This is a genomic window from Promicromonospora citrea (assembly GCF_013004695.1).
In the GTDB taxonomy this organism is placed as follows: domain Bacteria; phylum Actinomycetota; class Actinomycetes; order Actinomycetales; family Cellulomonadaceae; genus Promicromonospora; species Promicromonospora citrea.
Genome location: NZ_JABEMG010000088.1, coordinates 1 through 19544, shown reverse-complemented (window position 1 = coordinate 19544; position 19544 = coordinate 1). Strand labels below are relative to the sequence as shown.

Genomic DNA, 19544 nt, shown 5'->3' with positions numbered 1-19544 from the left:
CCGCCGCCGTCAGGGGCGCCGCCACGCAGGCGGCGGCCGCCGCGACGGCCAGCCAGGCGCGGCCGCGCGCACGGCCGGGCAGGGATGTCCTCACGAAGCCACCTCCTCGCGGGCAGCGGCCTCGGGCACGAGCTCGTAGTTCTCGTCGAGCACCGTGCCGCGGTGCGGCTTGTAGAGGTCGTAGCCGCGCGGGTTGCACTGGAGGCCGCCGTTGATGCAGTGCTCCACGAGCCGGCGCAGCACCTCGGGGTCCCAGGCGTTGACGAAGTCGTAGTGCCACGACTGGTCGGACCCGCTGACCAGCGCGACGTCGGACATGTCGCCGCTGACGGGCCACGCGATCTTGAACTCGAGCATCGGCACGGCGACCGGGTGGGTCAGGGGGCACTGCCCCGCCACCGGGTACGCCATGTGCGACCCGTGGCCCATGTGCGCCGACTCCTCCGGCGTCAGGTGCATGCCGTCCCAGCAGCTCGGCGCCTGGTACCGGATGTTGAGCTGCGAGCCCTCGGGGCAGTACGCCGGGATCTCCCAGCTCATGGAGATGTCGCCGCACTCCCAGCCCTCGACCGCGCCAGGGGCGGTGCGGAACTCCTCGAGCGTCGCCATCATGTCGCCGGTGACGAACTGGAGCCCCTCGGGGAAGGGCACGACCTCGGTGTAGTCCTCGATGCCGGACTTGTAGTAGACCGTCATCGGGATGTTCGGCTCGATCGGCACGCCGTTCCTCGTCAGCGCGGGGAACCAGTAGGCCGAGTGGTCCTGCGGCACCGTGCACGTGCTCTCGGGCATGGCGTGCAGGCTCGTGGGCGTCGTGAACGCGTCCGTCGACCGGTTGCCGATGAACGTGTGCAGGTGCGACCGGCCCGGCTGGTTCGGGTAGACGATCGAGTCGTCGGGCAGGAAGTGCGAGAAGGTGCAGTTCGCCTGGAACTCGTGGTGGGTCACCTCGTCGTCGGGGAAGGGCGGCGGGTCGTCCGGGTCGGTCGCCTGGCCGTCGCCGAACACCTGGAGCTCGAGGAGCGAGTAGCCGTAGCCGGTGCCGCGCGCGGTACCGACCATCTGCACGTACCGGCCGGTGGCCGAGATCTCGAAGACGTCGGTGCCGCCGTCGCCCGCGCCCTCGGTGGCGACGGTCTGCCAGCTCTCGCCGTCGGTGGAGACCTGGAGCGTGTAGGACGCGCCGTAGGCGGCCTCCCACTCGAGGGCGATGTGGTCGAGCGCGTAGGACTGACCCAGGTCGACGCGGATCCACTCGTCGTCGGTCGGGTTGCTGGCCCAGCGCGTGCTGCGGTCGCCGTCGACCGCGTAGCGCGGCCCCAGGCCGCCGGCCTCCGAGCTGGACGCCGCGGTGAGCCTGCCCTGCGACAGGAGCGTGTTCGGCTCCGCCGCCGCGGTGGGCGCGCCGAGCGTGCCCGCCGCGCTGAGGGTCGAGGCGAGCAGCGCCGTGGCGAGGGCCGCCGCCAGGACGCCTGGTCTGCGGTCCCGGGCGGTGCCGCTCCGTGCATCGAGTGCTGTGCGCATGGTTCCTCCTTCGGTGGTTGTCGTGCCCGTCACTGCTGGTAGATCCCGACCTCGTACAGGGAGTAGCCCCACTCGGTGCCGCGCTCGGTGAGGTTCAGGCGCACGTACCGGCCGCGGGCGTCGACGTCGAGGCTGTCGACGCCGCCGTCGCCGCCCGTCACGGTGCGCACGGTGGTCCAGCTGTTCCCGTCGTCGGAGACCTGGACCTCGTACGCCTTGCCGTAGGCCGTCTCCCAGACGAGCTGGACGTGGTCGAAGGACTGGACCGAGCCGAGGTCGACCTGCCACCAGGCGGACGGACCCCACTCGCTGGCCCACCGCGACGTGACGTCGCCGTCGACGGCGCGGCCCGGCGTCCAGTCGCCGTTCCACGGGTCGAAGCTCGACGCCGTCGCCGTCTTCCCGCGGGCGATGTTCGTCCCGTCGACCGGCGGTGCGACGACGCGGAACGACCGCGTCTCCACGCCCACGTTGCCGTTGCCGTCCTCCGCGAAGACGTAGACCTTCCAGACGCCGAGCATCTCCGGCGCCCTGACCCGGAACGTGCCGGGCCCGGTCTGCGTGAACTCGGCCTGCGCGATGCCGCCCGCGCCGTTGACGTACTTGCTGTTCAGCATGACCGTCGCGTCGATCGCGTCGCCGTCGGGGTCGGCGACGTCCACGGTCACCGTGAACTCCTCGCCCGCCGCGACCGACGTCGAGCCCGGCACGTCCATCGCCGTGATCCGCGGCGGGGTGTTCCGGCCCGAGGTGTCGACGCCCCAGGCCCGGGCGATCGCGTAGTAGCCCAGGCGGCGGTTGTCGCCGGGGATGACGTTGAACCACACGCCGCCGAAGTCGCCCTCGATGCCGAAGTGGAAGAACGTGGCGCCGAGCGCGACCCCGTCGTGCTCGCGCAGGCACTGCCACGAGTCGACGTACGCCCGCTCCTTCTCGAGGTCCGTCGGCTCGTCGGGCACGCCGTTCACGTCGTCCGGCACCTCCCACTCGCCGGCCGCGCCGCCCTCCGTGATCAGGTACGGCCGGTCGTAGCCGCCCTCCTCCCACGCGGTGGGCACGTTGCACAGGTCGCCGTAGGCGTTGACCGACAGCAGGTCGAGGTCGGGGGCGTTGCGCTCGATGTACGGCCAGGCGCCCACCCACGCGTCGGTGCTCGTGGTCGGGTGGTTCGCGTCGGCCTGGTGCACCGCGACGCTCACCTCGTTGACGAACGCGGCGTAGGCGTTGCGGATCTCCTCCAGCTCGGTGCCGGAGTAGCAGTTCTGCAGGCCCAGCAGCGACTCGTTGCCGATGTTCCACATGAGCACGGCCGGGTGGTCCCGGTACTCCTCGACCCAGCGCAGGATGTCGGCGCGCGCCTCGTTCTTGTACGCCGTGTCGTTGCGGTAGTCGATGCAGCCACCGGAGCCGGGCCCGCCGCCCGGGAGGAGCCAGAAGCCCATCACCACCCGGACGTCGTGCTCGGCCGCCGAGTCCAGGAGCTCACGGGTGTCGGCGCCGGTGCCCCACGTGCGGACCGTGTTGGCGCCCATGTCCCGGAGCATCGGCATGTAGTGGTCCGCCGTGCTGAACGCGGGTCCCCAGGTGAAGCCGCGCACGGTGTACGGCCGGCCGTCGACCTGCAGGTCCCAGTCGCCGTCGCCGCCCACCACCTCGACGGTGCTCGGGCCCGAGCCCACGGGCACGTCCGGGTGACCCGGGTCGACGTCGACAGGGCCGGGGTCGCCGGGGTCGCCCGGGTCCGTGCCGCCGCCCTCACCGAAGACCCGCAGCTCCCACAGCGAGTTGCCGTAGCCGCCCGACCGCGCCGTGGACAGCAGGCGCACGTGCCGGGCGGTCGCGTCGACGGCGAACTCGTCCGTGCCGCCGTCGCCCGAGGACGTCGAGTACACCGTCCGCCACGACGCCCCGTCGTCGGAGACCTGGAACTCGTAGGTGGTCGAGTACGCCGACTCCCAGACCAGCTCGACGCGGTCCAGGTCGGCGGACCGGCCCAGGTCGACCCGGATCCACTGCGGGTCGCTGAACTCGCTGGCCCAGCGGGTGGTCAGGTCGCCGTCGACGGCGGCGCGCGCGGGCGTGTAGTCGGGATTCTCCTCGGAGGACGCGGTGGCGGGGCGGCCCTGTGACAGCAGGACGGGCTCCGCCTGGGCGGTCGTGGCCGGTACGACCAGGGCCGCTGCGGCCAGCAGGCCGGCCGTGAGCACGGCCGCTCCTGCGCGCCCGCCGCGCTGACGCCGTGCGGTGCGCACGCCAGGTGATCCGGTGATGGTCATGGTCTTCCTCTCCGTCCGCCCGTCGGTCGGCTGGGAGGCCGTGGCGCGGTTCGTCGTTGAGCCTGCGCTCGCCACGCTCCGGTGCGTCGCGAGTTGGGAGAGCGCTCTTACCGGCTCCATCTTTGACCCGGCTCGCAGGGAGCGTCAAGGGTCACCGGGCGAGCAACCATCGCGCAGTTGACACGAGATGGCCACGTTTGATGAGCAGTCGCCGCCACTGACACAAGAGCAGTGATGGGGTGAATCCGCCGTGAGGTCACCCGGGCCAGCTCCTGTGGAGAGCGCTCTCACTCTGTTACCGTCGCTGTGTGAGCAAGCCAGTGAGCAAGCCGTCGGGCAGCGACGTGCGGCGTGCGGCGCCGACCCTCGAGGACGTGGCGAAGGTCGCCGGCGTCTCGCGCGCGACCGTGTCCCGCGTGATCAACGGCAAGCGCAAGGTCGCGCCCGCCGTGCAGGAGGTGGTGCTCGAGGCCGTGGCCGAGACCGGGTACGTGCCCAACCGGGCCGCCCGCTCCCTCGTCACGCGCCGCACGGGCACGGTCGCCGTCGTCATCTCCGGCGCCGACGCCGACCCCTCCGGCGAGCTGGACCTCTCCGGCGTCTTCTCGGACCCGTTCTTCGGGCGCGTGGTCGGCTCGCTCGTGCGGACGCTACGCCCGCACGACGTGCACCCCGTGCTCATGTTCGCCGACGACGAGCAGACCCGTGGCCAGGTGGCCTCCTACCTGCGCTTCGGCAACGCGGACGGCGCGCTGCTCGTGTCCACCTACGCCGACGACCCGCTGCCCGAGCAGATCGTCGGCACCGGCAGGCCGGTCGTGCTGTTCGCGCGCCCCGGCCACCCCATCCCGGCGAGCTACGTCGACCTGGCCAACGCCGACGGCGCCCGCCTGGCCGCCACCCACCTGCTCGACCGCGGCTGCCGCACCCTCGGCGTCATCTCCGGCCCGCTCGACGTGCCCTCGGCGCGCGACCGGCTCGAGGGTTTCCGGGACGCCGCGGCGCGGCGCGGGCACGCGTTCGTGCCGAGCGTGGCCGGCTCCTTCACGTTCGAGAGCGGCGAGGCCGCGATGGCGGAGCTGCTCGCCGCGGCGCCCGACCTCGACGGCGTGTTCGTGTCCAACGACCTCATGGCCCAGGGGGCCATCCACGTGCTCCAGGAGCACGGCCGGCGCGTGCCCGACGACGTCGCGATCGTCGGCTTCGACGACAGCCCGGTCGCCGTGCAGACCCGGCCTCGCCTGACGACGGTGCGTCAGCCGGTCGAGCAGATGGCCCAGGAGATGGCGCGCATGCTGCTCGACCAGATCGACGCCGACGAGCCCGCGGTGCGCTCGTCGATCTTCGAGCCGACCCTGGTGGTCCGCGACTCGGCGTGAGCGTGGAGCACCATGTTCGACGACTTAACACGTCCCACAAGCATGTTAAGAAACGCGCGAAAATTTAACACTTCGCCTAGCCTGAACAGGTGTCCTGGAATCCGCTGATGCCCCATGATGCACTTCCTCTACTTCCCCCTCGAGTCGTCATCGAGACCACACCTGTCCTGAAGAAGGCGATCGAGGCCCGGGATTCCCTTGCGCGCTTTGACGCCCTCGCTTCAGCCCTGCCCGACCCGGCTGTGCTGATCAACGCGATCCCGTTGCTGGAGGCGCAGGCGAGCAGCGAGATCGAGAACATCGTCACCACGACCGACGAGCTGTTCGAGGCGACGGCGTTCCAGTCCGGTGCGACCCCTGCCGCCCGCGAGGCCCTGCGATACAGGTCCGCTCTTCGTATCGGCTTCGACGAGCTGGACGGGCGGCCGCTCACCGAGCGGACCGTGGCACGGCTCTGCTCGGTCATCCGCGGGCACGAGGTCTCGATCCGGCGGGGCGAGGTGTACATCGGTGACCGGGGGACCGGCGAGCGGATCTACACGCCACCGGCCGGTCCCCGTGTCATCGGCCGCCTGCTGGACAACTGGGCTGCGTTCGTCAATGAGCCGTCAGGCCTTGACCCACTCGTGCGCATGGCAGTAGCGCACTACCAGTTCGAAGCGATCCATCCGTTCGACGACGGGAACGGTCGAACGGGCAGGATCGTCAACGTTCTCATGCTCTGTTCCGCCGGCCTCCTGCACCTCCCGTTGCTCTACCTCTCGCGGTACATCATCGAGAGCAAGGACGAGTACTACCGTCTGCTCAGAGCCGTGACGGCGTCCGGCGCCTGGGAGGACTGGATCCTGTACATGCTCGAAGGCGTGCGGGCGACGGCGGCCCGCAGCATCGATCTCGTCGGGCGGGTACAGGCCGTCCGCGGCGAGGTGATCGACGCCGTGCGGGCAGCGCTCCGAGCTGCCGACATCGGCCTCGTCGACGTCCTCATGGAGCAGCCGTACTGCCGGGTGCGTGACGTCGTCGAGCGCTGCGGCGTGACTCGTCAGACGGCGACGAGATGGCTCCGGGACCTGGTTGGAGCGGGAGTCGTCTCCGAGATCAGAGCCGGTCGCGAGGTGCTGTTCGTCAACGGCGGCCTGATGGACGTCCTTCGCGCCTGACTGCGACTGCGGGCGTGACGTACGGGTCCCCGTGTGGGAATCCCTCACGACCAGCCCGCGGCCACCTTGCTAGGTTCCTGAACAAATCGGACCTGAAGCGAGGTGGTTCCCCATGAGAGCTCGTCGCACTCCGCTCTTCGTCGTCAGTCTTGTCACCGCCCTCCTGACCACGGGTGCCGTTGCCCTGCCCGGGGCGGCGGCGCCCGCAGCACCTGCCGCCACGGCCGCCGTCGCCGACTGCGCGGCCGCCGCCTGGAGCAGCTCCGCCGTCTACGTCGGCGGCAACGTCGTCACGCACGCGGGCGCCTCGTGGCGCGCCAAGTGGTGGACCCAGGGCGAGACGCCGGGCACCACCGGCGAGTGGGGCGTCTGGGAACGGATCGGCAGCTGCGACGGCGGCCCGACCGACCCGACGGACCCGCCCGGGACGGAGGACTTCCCGGTCAGCCAGGCGCAGTTCAACCAGTTCTTCCCGAACCGGAACTCGTTCTACACGTATCAGGGCCTGGTCGAGGCGCTCAGCGCCTACCCCGGCTTCGCGAACACCGGCAGCGAGACGGTCCAGAAGCGCGAGGCGGCGGCGTTCCTCGCCAACGTCTCGCACGAGACCGGCGGGCTCGTCTACATCGTCGAGCAGAACACCGCCAACTACCCGCACTACTGCGACCGGAACCAGCCCTACGGCTGCCCGGCGGGCCAGGACCAGTACTACGGTCGCGGGCCCGTGCAGCTGAGCTGGAACTTCAACTACAAGGCGGCGGGCGACGCGCTCGGTATCGACCTGCTGAACAACCCGAACCTGGTGGCCACGAACTCGGCCATCGCCTGGAAGACCGGCCTCTGGTACTGGAACACGCAGAGCGGCCCGGGCACCATGACCCCGCACGACGCCATCGTGAACGGCGCCGGGTTCGGCGAGACCATCCGGAGCATCAACGGCTCGATCGAGTGCAACGGCGGCAACCCCGCCCAGGTGCAGAGCCGCGTCGACACCTACCTGCGCTTCACGAGCGCGCTGGGTGTGGACCCGGGCGGCAACCTGTACTGCTGAGCCGGCCCTGCCGGCACCGGCCGCCCCCGGCGCGTCGTACCGGGGGCGGTCGGCGCGCCGGCGGCGCCGTGCCACGATGGCCGCATGCCTCTCGCACCCCGGTACCTCGCAGCAGAGGACCGTTACGCCACCATGCAGTACCGCCGCACCGGCCGCTCCGGGCTCGACCTGCCCGCGCTGTCGCTGGGCCTGTGGCACAACTTCGGCGACACCAGCCCGCTCGAGACGCAGCGCGCCGTCCTGCGCCGCGCGTTCGACCTGGGGATCACCCACTTCGACCTGGCCAACAACTACGGCCCGCCGTACGGCTCCGCCGAGCAGAACTTCGGCCGGCACCTCGCCGCGGACCTCGGCCCGTACCGCGACGAGCTGGTCGTGTCCACCAAGGCCGGCTACGACATGTGGCCCGGCCCGTACGGCGACCACGGCTCGCGCAAGTACCTGCTGGCCAGCCTCGACCAGTCGCTCGCCCGCACGGGGCTCGACTACGTGGACGTCTTCTACCACCACCGCCCCGACCCGGCGACGCCGCTCGAGGAGACGATGGGCGCGCTCGCGGCCGCCGTCGCGCAGGGCAAGGCGCTGTACGTGGGGGTGTCCAACTACTCGCCCGCCCGCACGCGCGACGCCGCGCGGATCCTCGCCGACCTCGGCGTCCCGCTGCTGATCCACCAGCCGTCCTACTCGATGTTCAACCGGCACGTCGAGGACCCGGCGCACGACGACGCCTACGACGGGCCGCAGCAGGAGTCGCTGCTCGACGTCGTGGGTGAGCTCGGGGTCGGCACGATCGTGTTCTCGCCGCTGCAGCAGGGCCTGCTCACCGGCCGGTACCTGTCCGGCGCGGCGCCGGAGGGCTCACGCGCGGCGCGGTCGGACTCGCCGTTCCTCTCGTCGGCGGCGCTCACCGAGGACTACCTGGAGCGCGCGCGGGCCCTCGACCGGATCGCGCGCGACCGCGGGCAGACCCTCGCCCAGCTCGCGCTGACCTGGGTGCTGCGCGACGAGCGCGTGACGTCCGCCCTGATCGGGGCGTCGTCGGTGGCGCAGCTCGAGGACAACGTGGGGGCGCTGGCCGCCGGTCCCCTCACGGACGACGAGGTCGCCGCCATCGAGCCGCTGGCCCGCCCGCTGGGCTGACCGCTCACCCTGACCGCTCACCCTGTTCACTCACCCTGACCGCCGGGAGGTGACACACCCCACACCGTGAGTTCGCGGGGACTTCACGCGAAGGTCGTGCCGAATCCGTGCGGCTGGCGGACGATGGGGACATCACCGCTCGACGGGGAGGGGCAGTCGTCGGGGAGAAGGAGAGCAGCAACGTGCCGGACACGAAGAACGTCGTCATCGTCGGTGCAGGGATGGTCGGCCTCGCCACCGCGTGGCACCTGCAGGAGCGCGGGGTCGAGGTGACGATCCTCGACCGCCGGGGCGTCGCGGCGGGTGCGTCGTGGGGCAACGCGGGCTGGCTCACGCCCGCCATGGCGATGCCGCTCGCCGACCCCTCGCTGTGGGCCTACGGCCCGCAGGCCATGCTCGACCCCGACGCCGCCCTCAGCGTCCCGTTCCGCCTCGACACCGCCCTGTGGGGCTTCGTCGCCCGGTTCATGTCGCACGCGACGCCGGGCGCCTGGCAGCGCGCGATGGCCGCGCTCACGCCGATCGACCGCATGGCGCTCGAGGCGTACGACGAGCTCGAGGCAGGCGGCGTGCACGCGACGTCGTACCCGAGCCGCTGGGTGATCGGGTTCGAGCGGGAGAAGGAGTCCGTCCCGTTCGTGCACGAGCTGCGCAACGTCGCCAAGGCGGGCCAGGAGGTCAGGCTCTCGCGCCTGCCGGACGGCGTCCGCGTGCCGCACCTGTCGCCGAAGGTGCGGTCGATCTGGTCGCTCGAGGGGCAGCGCTACATCGAGCCGGGACCGTACGTCGAGGCGCTGGCCACGTCGGTCAGCGCCCGCGGCGCCAAGGTCGTCACCGACGCGCAGGTCACCGCCGTCCGCCCGGTCGCGGGCGGTGCCGAGGTGGTCGTCCAGGGCCACGACACCCTGCGGGCCGACGCCGTCGTGGTCGCCACGGGCGCCTGGCTCCCCGACCTGGTGCGGCCCCTGGGCGTCCGCACCCGCGTGCAGGCCGGCCGCGGGTACTCGTTCAGCGTGCCGGTCGAGGGCTCCCCGATCGACCACCCCGTGTACTTCCCGGCGCGGCGTGTGGCGTGCACGCCGTACCAGGGCCGGCTGCGGGTGGCCGGGACCATGGAGTTCCGTGGTCCCGACGAGCCGTTCCAGCCGGGCCGTGTCCGGGCGATCGTGCGGTCCGTGCGCGACCTGTTCGAGGGCGTGGACCTGGACACCCGGGTCGACGAGTGGGTCGGCTCGCGCCCCGTGACGCCCGACGGCCTGCCGCTGGTGGGCCGCACGGCCGCCCCGGGCGTCTACGTCGCCGGCGGGCACGGCATGTGGGGCATCGTGCTCGGCCCGGCCACGGGACGGGCGCTCGCCGAGCAGATGACGACGGGGCGCACGCCGCCGGAGATCGCGCCGTTCGACCCGCTGCGCTGACGCTCAGCGCGACCCGCGCGCGGCCAGCCGCTCGAGCCCGTCGAGGATGAGGTCGAGGCCGAACTCGAACTCGGCCTGGTCGTCGCACCAGCCCAGCGTCGAGTCGGGTTCCACGTGGGCGACCTCGGCCAGCATCGCGACGATGTGCGGGGCCTCGTCCGTGAGCCGGGCGAGCAGGTCCTCGTCGTCGGGCTCCGGCGCGGCCGCCGGGTCGCCGCCGGGCCCACCCGGGTCGAACAGCTCCTGCGAGAAGCCGAGCGCGCGGCTGCCCAGCGCGTGCATGGCGTGGTGCACCAGGTCGTACGACAGCCCGCCGCGGTGCAGGAGGGCGACGAGCGCGTCGTGGTAGCGCACGACGTACGGGCTGAAGCCGGTGCGCGTCTCCAGCACCGACGGCGCCCACGGGTGGCGCAGGAGCACCGAGCGGGCCGTGAGGATGCGGCGGCGCAGCGCGTGCTTCCACTCTGCCGGCGGTGTGTCCTCCGGGGCGGGCTCGAGCGCGCCGACGGCGTCCAGGATCTCCCGCACGACGACCTCGGCCACGCCGTCGAGCAGGTCCTCCTTGCTGGCGACGTGGTGGTACAGCGACATCGCCTCGATGCCGAGCTCACGGGCGAGGCTGCGCATCGTGAGCGCTCCCAGCCCCTCGGAGTCCGCCAGCGCGACGGCCTCCGCGAGCACGCGGGCGCGTGTCAGTGTGCTGCGCGCGCCGGCCCCCGCGGTCTGCGGGGTGCTCGTCCGTGAGGTGCTCATCCTCGCGATCCTACGTCGGCCGCACCCTTGACGACCCTGCCGCCGGGGCCTACCTTACGGCGTAAGGCTTACAGTGTAAGGTCGAGAGAGGCGGGTGTGCCATGGGGGCCTGGATCTTCGGGGTGGTCGGCGGGCTGGCGGTGCTCGCGCTCGCCGCGTTCGCGGGGCTGGTCGTGACGATGCGGACCAAGAACCGGCGCGCGCTCCGCGCCGTCCGACGGCTCGGCCGGGCGGGCCGCCCGTCGGCCCTGCGCGCGGGCGCGGGCGAGCCCGGCAGCAGGACGTCGGTGATCCACCACGTCGGGCGCCGCTCCGGCCGCCCGTACGCGACGCCGGTCGGGGTCTACCCGCTCGGTGAGGACTTCCTCGTCTTCCTCCCGTACGGTCCGGACGTCGACTGGCTGCGCAACGTGCGGGCCGCGGGCGCCGCAGAGCTGCGGACCGACGGGCGGACGTACCGGGTCGCTCCGCGCCTGACCGGGGCCGCCGAGGCGCTGCCCCACCTGTCGGCGCGGGACCGGTGGGTCGTCCGGCTGTTCGGCGTCACCGACTTCCTGGTCCTGGAGCGGCTCCGGGCGGACGCGGAGGAGGCGCGGTGAGAGCCGTCGTCCGCGACCGGTACGGCACGGCCGACGTGCTCCGCGTCGTGACGGTCGACGACCCGGTCCCTGGGCCCGCCGACGCCGTCGTCCGGGTCGCCGCGGCCTCGCTGAACACGGCCGACCTGGACCACCTGCTCGGCCGGCCCCGGGCGGCGCGGGTCGCCACGGGACTGGTCCGGCCCGCCCACCGCGGGGTCGGGCTCGACCTGGCCGGCACGGTCGAGTCGGTCGGGTCCGACGTCACAGGCGTCCAGCCGGGTGACCGCGTCTGGGCCGACCTGTTCGACAGCGGTCACGGGGCGTTCGCCGACCGGGTGCGCGTGCCGGCGTCTGCCCTGACGCCGTTGCCGGACGGCGTCCCGTTCGAGACCGCGGCGACCGCGCCGCACTCCGGGACCCTCGCGCTACAGAGCGTGCGCTCCGTCGGGCCGGTGCGGGAGGGCGAGCGGGTGCTGGTCAACGGAGCCGGCGGGTGCGTCGGGCCGTTCGCCGTGCAGCTCGCGAAGGCCCGCGGTGCGGTCGTGACGGCCGTCGACCACGGCGGCAAGGCCGCCTTCCTGCGGGAGCTCGGGGCCGACGAGACCGTCGACCACACCCGCGAGGACGTCACGCGGGGCGGGCGCCGGTTCGACGTCGTGGTCGACATCGCCGACACCCGTCCCTTCCTGGCCTTCCGCCGCTGCCTCGCCCCCGGCGGACGGTACGTGCTCGTCGCGCGGCGGCTCGGCTCGTTCCTCGGCACCGCTGCGCTGGGGACGCCGGTGGGTGCCCTCACGGGCGTCCGGGCGGGCACGTTCGCGTGGCGGCCCAACCAGCGGGCCGACCTGGACGAGCTGGCCGCCCTGCTGTCGTCGGGCGCCGTCCGCCCACGCGTCGACCGGACCTACTTCCTGGACGAGGCACCGGACGCCTTCCGCCACCTGGCCGCGGGAACCTCCCGGGGGAAGCTCCTGATCGTCCCGTGACGCTCGTCCGCGCGGGGAGGGGTCGCCGGCGCCGCGGGCACGTCCGGCCGACGAACCTCCCGGTCGGCGCCGGTACATCGATGGCAGGATCGGCCGCATGACGCGACGGATCCTGATCCTTGCCGGCCGGGGGCGCTACGAGGACCCCTGGCACGACCACGCGGCGACGTCGCACGCGGTCGCCGGGGTGCTCGGCGACCTCGGCACGGTCGAGGTGCGCGGGCTGTTCCGGGACGCCCTCGACGACCTCGGCCCGGCCGACCTGCTGGTCGTGAACAGCGGCACGGGCCGGCGCGACGCGGACTTCGACGGCTCCGACGACGACTGGCGCCCCTTCCACGACCACCTCGAGGCCTGGGCGCGCGCCGGGGGAGCAGTACTCGGGCTGCACCAGGCCGCCAACACGTTCTCCGACGCGCCGGCCTGGGAGACGGTGCTGGGTGGCCGGTGGATCCCGGGCGAGTCGATGCACCCGCCGATCGGCGAGGCCCGGTTCGACCTGGTCGCCGGCCACCCCGTCACCGACGGCCTCGCCGCCGTCGACGCCTACGACGAGCGGTACTGCCTGCTCCGGCCCACCTCCGACGCGCGGGTCCTCGGCACGACGCGCGACGACGACGGCGGGACCCATCCCGTCCTGTGGGTGACGGAGGCCCACGGCGGGCGCACCGTCTACTCGGCGCTCGGCCACGGCACCCGCTCCTACGCCGCCGAGGGCCACCGCACGCTGCTGCGCGCCGCGGCGTCCTGGCTGCTCGGTCGCTCCTGACGGGCGGTCTTGACCTCAACCTGGGTTGAGGTCGTTGGCTGGGCCGCATGCAGATCACGAGCGTCGACACGGTCACCCGGTCCCTGGCGGACACCGCCGCGTACTACGAGTCCGTCCTGGGCCTCGGCGTGCGCAGGGAGATCCGGGCGGTGGAGGTGACCGTCGGTGCGTCGGTGGTCCGGTTCCGTGAGGACCCGGACGCCGCGGGCGACCAGCACCTCGCGTTCCTCGTCGACGACGCGCGGTTCGACGCCGCACGCCGGTTCCTGGAGGCGGGCCCCGGCCTGCTCGCGGACGGCGACCGCACCGAGTTCGAGGCGCAGCCCGCCTGGAACGCGCGGTCGCTGTACTTCCCGGGGCCCGACCGCTCGGTCCTCGAGGTCATCGCGCGCCGTGACCTGCCTCAGCCGCTGAGCGCCGGCGCCGCGCCGGGTGCGGAGGCCACCACCCCGGCGGACACCGGCGCTCAGCCTTTCCCGTTCGGCCCGCGGGACCTGCTCGCGGTGAGCGAGGTCGGCGTCGCCGTGCCGGACGTGGTCGCCACCGCCGACCTGCTCGCCGCTGCCGGCATCGGCCGGTACCCGGACGGTTCGCCGACGTTCACCCCGTCCGGGCACGTCGACGGCATGCTCGTCCTGGTCCGGCCGGGCCGCGCGTGGTTCCCGACGTCGGACCGCCGCGTGGGGGAGCCGCCCGTGACGGTCGTGGCGCAGGCGGGTCCGGCGAGCCCCGGTGTCGTGCCGGGCCGCTACGAGCTGGCCCCGGGCCGGGTCCTGGTCGTGCGGCCGTAGGGGGCCGGGCCGCGCCGATCACCGTCGAACCCGACGTTTCTCGGCTTTGGCGGCCCGCAAAGCCGAGAAACGTCGGGTTCGAACGTGATCGGCGGCGTCAGACGCCCTCCGGGAAGCCGAGCTGGCGCCAGACCTCGTAGACCGCGATGGACGCGGCGTTCGTGAGGTTGAGCGAGCGGCGCCCGGGGAGCATCGGGATGCGCAGCTCGTCCGTGACGCGGGGGTGCGCCAGCGCCTCGGGCGGCAGGCCGGTCGGCTCGGGGCCGAACAGGAGCACGTCGCCGGGGCGGTACCCGACGTCGGTGAAACGTGTCGTCGCGCGGGTCGTGAAGGCGAACACCCGGGCGTCGGGGAGCGCGTCGAGCGCGGCGTCGAGCGTGGGGTGCACGTCCATGACGGCGAGGTCGTGGTAGTCGAGGCCCGCACGCCGCAGCTTGGCCTCCGAGAGGTCGAAGCCCAGCGGTTCGACGAGGTGCAGGCGCGCCCCCGTGACGGCGGCGAGCCGGATCGCGGAGCCGGTGTTGCCGGGGATGCGGGGCTCGAAGTACACGACGTGGGTGAGTGCGGTGGCGTCATCGTGGGGCACCGGACCATTCTCGCCGCTCCGCGCGCGACCCGGCGCCCCCGTACCGGGTCCGGGGCCGCGGGAGGGGTCCCGGACCGCCGTCGCTAGCGTCGCCGGTGCGTGCACGCGGCACGCGTCCCGACCGACGGAGGAGACACCATGTTCAGCGCACCTCGTACGTCCTGGCGCGGCCGGGCGTCGGCCCTCGTGGCGGCGTTCGCCCTGGCGCTCCCGCTGACGGCGGCCGCGACGGCACCGGCGACGGCGGTCCCCGCGGCGGCAGCGACCGTCCAGGCCGCAGCGGCACCGGCGGGCTCTGCGGCCACCGCGGGCATCGGCTGTGGCAAGCGCATCGCGCACAAGGGCATCCACGCGGGCGGACGCCGTGTCGCGTGGCTGGACGTCTACGACAACCGGAACACGGGGGCCAAGTGCGCCGTCACCGTGCACACCGGCCCGAGCTGGGGTGTCGTGCGGCACACCGCCGTGCGCCTGAAGAGCGCCAACCTCAGCGTGTCGACGGGCGCCACCGAGGCGTACCGGACGAACCGGGTCGTGCTGCGGGGCGTGGACGGCGTCTGCGTCGCCGCGCAGGGCGGCATCTCGTGGGGCGGGAAGATGCGCACGACGACGGTGCGCGGCCTCTGCGGCTGACCGTCCGCCACCACGACGGGGGCGGGACAGGACGGACGTGGGCCCCGGCCGGGATGCCTCGTGCCCGGCCGGGGCCCACGGTCCGGCCGGCCGACGTCGCGACGGGTAGCCACACCCCTGGTCTGTCGCGCCGCCGGCCGGCCGGGTCTCAGCTGCCCGCGAGCCGCTCCCGCAGCGCGTCGAGCTGGGCGCGGAGCTCGGCCGGCGTGTGGTCGCCGAACTGCGCGAAGAACTCCTCGGTGAGGTCGGCCTCGGCGAGCCACGGCTCAGTGGGCACCTCGAACAGGGCGGCGAGGTCGTCGTCGGAGACGTCGATGCCGTCCAGGTCCAGCGCGCCCGGTGCCGGGAGCTTGCCGACCGGCGAGGCGACGGACGCGTCGTCCCGCAGCCCGCGCCCGGCCTCGACCTGGCGCACGATCCACTCGACGACGCGCGAGTTCTCGCCGAAGCCCGGCCAGAGGAACCGGCCGTCGTCGCCCTTGCGGAACCAGTTGACCTGGAAGATGCGCGGGCGCCGCGACTCGTCGACGCCCGCGCCGACCTCGAGCCAGTGGGCCCAGTGGTCGGCCATGTTGTAGCCGCAGAACGGCAGCATCGCGAACGGGTCGCGGCGCAGCTCGCCGAGCGCGCCCTCGGCCGCCGCCGTGCGCTCGGACGAGATCGTCGCGCCCATGAACACGCCGTGCTCCCAGCCGAACGACTGCGCGACGAGCGGCACGTTGGTCGCGCGGCGCCCGCCGAACACGATCGCGTCGACCGGCACGCCCGCCGGGTCCTCCCACGTGTCCGCGATGGTCGGGCACTGCGCGGCCGCGACGGTGAACCGCGAGTTCGGGTGCGCTGCGGGCGTCCCGGAGTCCGGCGTCCAGTCGTTGCCGCGCCAGTCGATCAGGTGCGCGGGCGGCTCGGGCGTGAGGCCCTCCCACCAGACGTCGCCGTCGTCGGTCAGGGCCACGTTCGTGAAGATCGTGTCCCGGTCGAACGTGGCCACGGCGGTCGGGTTGGTGTCGACGCCGGTGCCCGGCGCGACGCCGAAGAAGCCCGCCTCGGGGTTGATGGCGCGCAGCGTGCCGTCGGGGCCGGGGCGCATCCACACGATGTCGTCGCCGAGGGTCTCGACCTTCCAGCCCGGGATCGTCGGCTGGAGCATGGCGAGGTTCGTCTTGCCGCACGCGCTCGGGAAGGCGGCGGCCAGGTGGTACTGCCGCTGCTCGGGCGACGTGATGCGGATGAGCAGCATGTGCTCCGCGAGCCAGCCGTCGTCGCGGGCCATGGCCGAGGCGATGCGCAGCGCGAAGCACTTCTTGCCGAGCAGGGCGTTGCCGCCGTAGCCCGAGCCGTAGGACCAGATCTCCCGGCTCTCCGGGAAGTGCACGATGTACTTCGTCTCGTTGCACGGCCACGGCACGTCCGTCGCGCCGTCGGCGAGCGGCGCACCCACCGAGTGCAGCGCCGGGACCCACTCCTGGCCGGCGTCGATCAGCCGCAGCACCTCGTCCGACACACGGGTCATGACGTGCAGGGAGACGACGACGTACGGCGAGTCGGTGATCTCGATGCCGACCTGCGAGATCGGGCCGCCCACCGGGCCCATCGAGAACGGCACCACGTACATCGTGCGGCCCCTCATGGAGCCGGCGAAGACGTCCTCGAGCTCGGCGCGCATCGCGGCGGGGGCCACCCAGTTGTTGGTGGGGCCCGCGTCCTCCTCGCGCTCGGAGCAGATGAAGGTGCGGGACTCGACGCGCGCGACGTCGTCCGGGTCGGAGCGTGCCAGGTACGACCCGGGCCGCTTCTCCTCGTCGAGCCGGACGAGCGTGCCCGCCGCGAGCATCTGGTCGATCAGGCGCTGCTTCTCCTCGGCGGAGCCGTCGCACCAGACGATCTCGTCGGGCTGCGTGAGCTCCGCGACGCTCGCGACCCAGGCCCGCACGTCCTGCTGCGGGCCGTGCGGCGCGGCGGGCGCGGTCGACGCGGCGGTCACGTCGGAGACGAGCTCGGCGACGAGCCGGGTTCGGCGGGGGTTCGCGAGGACGGACATGGGCGCTCCGATCGTCAGGCGGGTCGTCAGGCTGAGATCCGCAGGGTGCGGGCTTGTTTCCACTCTCACGCCCGGATCGGGGTGTTTTCCACCGCAGGCGCTGTCAAGAATCGCCGATCTTCACGTAGTGTGAAGGAGCCGCATCCTGCTGCCCGGTCCCGCCCCGGGAACGCAGGCCCACCGACGGACGGAGGACGACGTGCCGGACCCCGGCCTCGAGACGGACCTCATCACGCTCGGCCGGCGCATCCGGCACCTGCGCACCGCGCGCGGGCTCACGCTCGACGCGCTCGGGGAGCGCGTCGGCTCGGCGCCGAGCCTCCTCTCCCTCGTGGAGAACGGGCGGCGCGAGCCGCGGCTCGGCCTGCTGCGGTCGATCGCCGACGCACTCGGCGTGCCGATGAGCGAGCTGCTCAGCCCCGAGCCGCCGTCGCGCCGGGCCGCCCTCGAGATCGCGCTCGACCGCGCCCAGCGCGCGCCGCTGTTCACCACCCTCGGCGTGCCGGCCGTCAAGCCCAGCCAGAAGCTGCCGATGCCGGTGCTCGAGCAGCTCGTCGGCCTGCACGAGGAGCTCGCGCGCCGCGAGCAGCTCGCCATCGCGACGCCGGAGGAGGCCCGGCGCGCCAACACCGAGCTGCGCCTCGAGCGTGAGGCCCGCGACAACCACTACCCGCAGTTCGAGGCGATCGCCGAGGAGATGGTCACGGCCGCCGGGTACACCGGTGGCGCACTGACCCACCGCACGGTGGCCCGCATGGCCGAGCAGATGGGCTTCACCCTGCTGCACGTCGACGACCTGCCGCGGTCGGCGCGCTCGGTCACCGACCTGCGCAACGGCCGCATCTACCTGCCGCCCGCCTCGACCCCGGGCGGGCACGGGCTGCGCTCGCTCGCCCTGCAGGCGCTCGCGCACCGCGTGCTGGAGCACGAGCGGCCGCGCTCGTACGGCGAGTTCCTGCGCCAGCGCGTCGAGATCACGTACTTCGCCGCCGCGTGCCTCGCCCCGCAGCTGGTCGCCGTGCCGTTCCTCCAGGAGCGCAAGCGCGAGCGGGACCTCGCGGTCGAGGACTTCCGCGACGCCTTCGGCATCACGCACGAGGCCGCGGCGATGCGCCTGACCAACCTGGCCACGCACCACCTCGGCATCCCCCTGCACTTCCTGCGCGTGGGGGCCGACGGCGCGCTGTTCCGGGGCTACGCCAACGACGGCCTGCCGTTCCCGCAGGACGTCACGGGCGCCATCGAGGGCCAGCTCATCTGCCGCCGGTGGGCCGCGCGGGAGGCGTTCGAGCGCCGCGACCGCGCCACGGAGTTCTACCAGTACACCGACACCCCCGCCGGCACGTTCTGGTGCTCGACGCAGACCGGGTCGATGTCCCCCGCAGGCGGCCCGGACGGCGGGTCCGGCGCGTTCTCCATCACCGTGGGCGTGCCGTACGCGCACGCCAAGTGGTTCCGCGGCCGGGACACCCAGGTGCGCCGCACCTCGACCTGCCCCGACCCCGCGTGCTGCCAGCGGCCGGCGCCCGCGCTCGCCGAGCGCTGGTCCGGCGAGGCCTGGCCGTCGGGGCGCATGCACCAGCAGATCCTCGCGGCCCTCCCGCGCGGCGCCTTCCCCGGGGTGGACGACGCCGAGGTCTACGCCTTCCTCGACAAGCACGCCCCGGACTGACCGAGCGGCGGAGCCCGTGCCACCGCTTCGTCGGGTCACCGGCGCGGCTCCGGGTTAGCGTAGGCAACCGTGGCTTCCAACCTTGCTTGCATCGGACTGGCCGTCTGGCGGCGCAGCGACTTCCGCGAGATGGTCGCGGCGGCCCGCGCCGAGGCGGAGACCATCGCCAAGGACGGTGAGGTGGGCGTCCACCTCTGGACCGACGCGTCGGGGGCCCGCCTGATCATCACGACGGAGGGCGACCTCGTGCGCGTCGTCGTCCCCACGTTCTACGCCGCGCCCGGCGCCATCATGTCGGAGCCGCAGGCCGTCGACGGCGGTCTCGTGCTCGCCGAGCTCGTCAACGAGCACGACGAGGTCATCACCGAGATCGCGTGCCAGCTCGAGGAGCTCTCGCTGCTCGGCGCCGCGGAGCCGCCCGTCGAGGGGCCGGTGTCCGTCGTGGTGCTGGGCACCTCCGCCCGCGTGACCGGCCGGGCCGACGCCGGGACGCCCGCCCCGGTCTTCGAGCCCACCGGGGCCTACGCCGCCTCGACCGACGCGACGGCGCACCTGACCGGCGTGGTGCTGGCCGTCGAGGAGCGCGCCGTCGAGCGCACCGGGCAGGGCTTCACCGCCGCGCGCGTGCAGACCGACGGCTTCCAGGTGACCCTGTGCGTCCCCGCGGGCGAACCGCACCTGACGGCGGGCGACGTCGTCGACGTGGACGGCTACGTCGTGGCATCCATGCCGTCCCTCCGCTGAGGCCGCGCCACGCCGCTGAGATCTGGTGTTCGCGTCGAGA

The 19544-nt window shown here is 73.3% G+C and carries 17 protein-coding genes; 12 read left to right on the top strand and 5 right to left on the bottom strand.

Going from position 1 to position 19544, the window contains the following annotated elements; translation table 11 throughout:
- Window positions 1-90: 90 nt before the first annotated feature.
- On the bottom strand, window positions 91-1524 hold the full coding sequence (locus HLB15_RS16115; RefSeq protein WP_229785580.1) for a DUF1996 domain-containing protein: 1434 nt from the start codon (window positions 1522-1524) through the stop codon (window positions 91-93).
- Between the two features lie 29 nt (window positions 1525-1553).
- Window positions 1554-3800, bottom strand: a complete 2247-nt coding sequence (locus HLB15_RS16110) for a discoidin domain-containing protein (protein ID WP_171106782.1) — start codon at window positions 3798-3800, stop codon at window positions 1554-1556.
- Window positions 3801-4108: 308 nt separating this feature from the next.
- Between HLB15_RS16110 and HLB15_RS16105 the strand changes: the two genes are divergently transcribed.
- The 5 genes from HLB15_RS16105 to HLB15_RS16085 all read left to right on the top strand — a co-directional run bounded on the left by HLB15_RS16105 (window position 4109) and on the right by HLB15_RS16085 (window position 9948).
- Window positions 4109-5179: a LacI family DNA-binding transcriptional regulator gene (locus HLB15_RS16105; RefSeq protein WP_229785581.1), complete on the top strand. Its 1071-nt coding sequence runs from the start codon at window positions 4109-4111 to the stop codon at window positions 5177-5179.
- Between the two features lie 89 nt (window positions 5180-5268).
- Window positions 5269-6339 carry a Fic family protein gene (locus HLB15_RS16100; protein ID WP_171106781.1) on the top strand — a complete coding sequence of 357 codons (1071 nt, stop codon included), beginning with the start codon at window positions 5269-5271 and terminating at the stop codon, window positions 6337-6339.
- A gap of 112 nt (window positions 6340-6451) precedes the next feature.
- Window positions 6452-7390 carry a glycoside hydrolase family 19 protein gene (locus HLB15_RS16095; RefSeq protein ID WP_171106780.1) on the top strand — a complete coding sequence of 313 codons (939 nt, stop codon included), beginning with the start codon at window positions 6452-6454 and terminating at the stop codon, window positions 7388-7390.
- Between the two features lie 84 nt (window positions 7391-7474).
- Window positions 7475-8530, top strand: a complete 1056-nt coding sequence (locus HLB15_RS16090) for an aldo/keto reductase (RefSeq protein ID WP_171106779.1) — start codon at window positions 7475-7477, stop codon at window positions 8528-8530.
- Window positions 8531-8712: 182 nt separating this feature from the next.
- On the top strand, window positions 8713-9948 hold the full coding sequence (locus tag HLB15_RS16085; RefSeq protein WP_171106778.1) for an NAD(P)/FAD-dependent oxidoreductase: 1236 nt from the start codon (window positions 8713-8715) through the stop codon (window positions 9946-9948).
- 3 nt (window positions 9949-9951) lie between these two features.
- Here the strand turns inward: HLB15_RS16085 and HLB15_RS16080 are convergent, their stop codons facing one another.
- A complete protein-coding gene (locus HLB15_RS16080) occupies window positions 9952-10701 on the bottom strand; it encodes a TetR/AcrR family transcriptional regulator (RefSeq protein WP_171106777.1) in 750 nt (249 codons plus the stop codon).
- Between the two features lie 101 nt (window positions 10702-10802).
- Here HLB15_RS16080 and HLB15_RS16075 point away from each other — a divergent pair, with 101 nt between their 5' ends.
- The 4 genes from HLB15_RS16075 to HLB15_RS16060 all read left to right on the top strand — a co-directional run bounded on the left by HLB15_RS16075 (window position 10803) and on the right by HLB15_RS16060 (window position 13828).
- Window positions 10803-11300 (top strand): nitroreductase family deazaflavin-dependent oxidoreductase, encoded by a 498-nt coding sequence (locus tag HLB15_RS16075; RefSeq protein ID WP_171106776.1) that lies wholly within the window; start codon window positions 10803-10805, stop codon window positions 11298-11300.
- Complete coding sequence (locus HLB15_RS24870; protein ID WP_171106775.1) at window positions 11297-12268, top strand: NAD(P)-dependent alcohol dehydrogenase; 972 nt, start codon at window positions 11297-11299, stop codon at window positions 12266-12268. The genes HLB15_RS16075 and HLB15_RS24870 overlap by 4 nt, the downstream gene beginning before the upstream one ends.
- 97 nt (window positions 12269-12365) lie before the next feature.
- Window positions 12366-13037, top strand: coding sequence for a ThuA domain-containing protein (locus tag HLB15_RS16065; RefSeq protein WP_171106774.1), 672 nt, complete (start codon window positions 12366-12368; stop codon window positions 13035-13037).
- 47 nt (window positions 13038-13084) lie between these two features.
- Window positions 13085-13828, top strand: coding sequence for a VOC family protein (locus HLB15_RS16060; protein WP_171106773.1), 744 nt, complete (start codon window positions 13085-13087; stop codon window positions 13826-13828).
- Window positions 13829-13925: 97 nt separating this feature from the next.
- Here HLB15_RS16060 and HLB15_RS16055 read toward each other — a convergent pair whose 3' ends face one another.
- Window positions 13926-14414, bottom strand: coding sequence for a tRNA (cytidine(34)-2'-O)-methyltransferase (locus tag HLB15_RS16055; protein WP_171106772.1), 489 nt, complete (start codon window positions 14412-14414; stop codon window positions 13926-13928).
- 138 nt (window positions 14415-14552) lie between these two features.
- Here HLB15_RS16055 and HLB15_RS23815 point away from each other — a divergent pair, with 138 nt between their 5' ends.
- Complete coding sequence (locus tag HLB15_RS23815; protein ID WP_189087102.1) at window positions 14553-15047, top strand: hypothetical protein; 495 nt, start codon at window positions 14553-14555, stop codon at window positions 15045-15047.
- 148 nt (window positions 15048-15195) lie between these two features.
- Here the strand turns inward: HLB15_RS23815 and HLB15_RS16045 are convergent, their stop codons facing one another.
- Window positions 15196-17088: a phosphoenolpyruvate carboxykinase (GTP) gene (locus HLB15_RS16045; protein WP_171106771.1), complete on the bottom strand. Its 1893-nt coding sequence runs from the start codon at window positions 17086-17088 to the stop codon at window positions 15196-15198.
- Between the two features lie 199 nt (window positions 17089-17287).
- Between HLB15_RS16045 and HLB15_RS16040 the strand changes: the two genes are divergently transcribed.
- Both HLB15_RS16040 and HLB15_RS16035 read left to right on the top strand, forming a co-directional pair.
- Window positions 17288-18760 carry an XRE family transcriptional regulator gene (locus tag HLB15_RS16040; RefSeq protein WP_171106770.1) on the top strand — a complete coding sequence of 491 codons (1473 nt, stop codon included), beginning with the start codon at window positions 17288-17290 and terminating at the stop codon, window positions 18758-18760.
- 69 nt (window positions 18761-18829) lie between these two features.
- Window positions 18830-19504: a hypothetical protein gene (locus tag HLB15_RS16035; protein ID WP_171106769.1), complete on the top strand. Its 675-nt coding sequence runs from the start codon at window positions 18830-18832 to the stop codon at window positions 19502-19504.
- Window positions 19505-19544 lie beyond the last annotated feature (40 nt).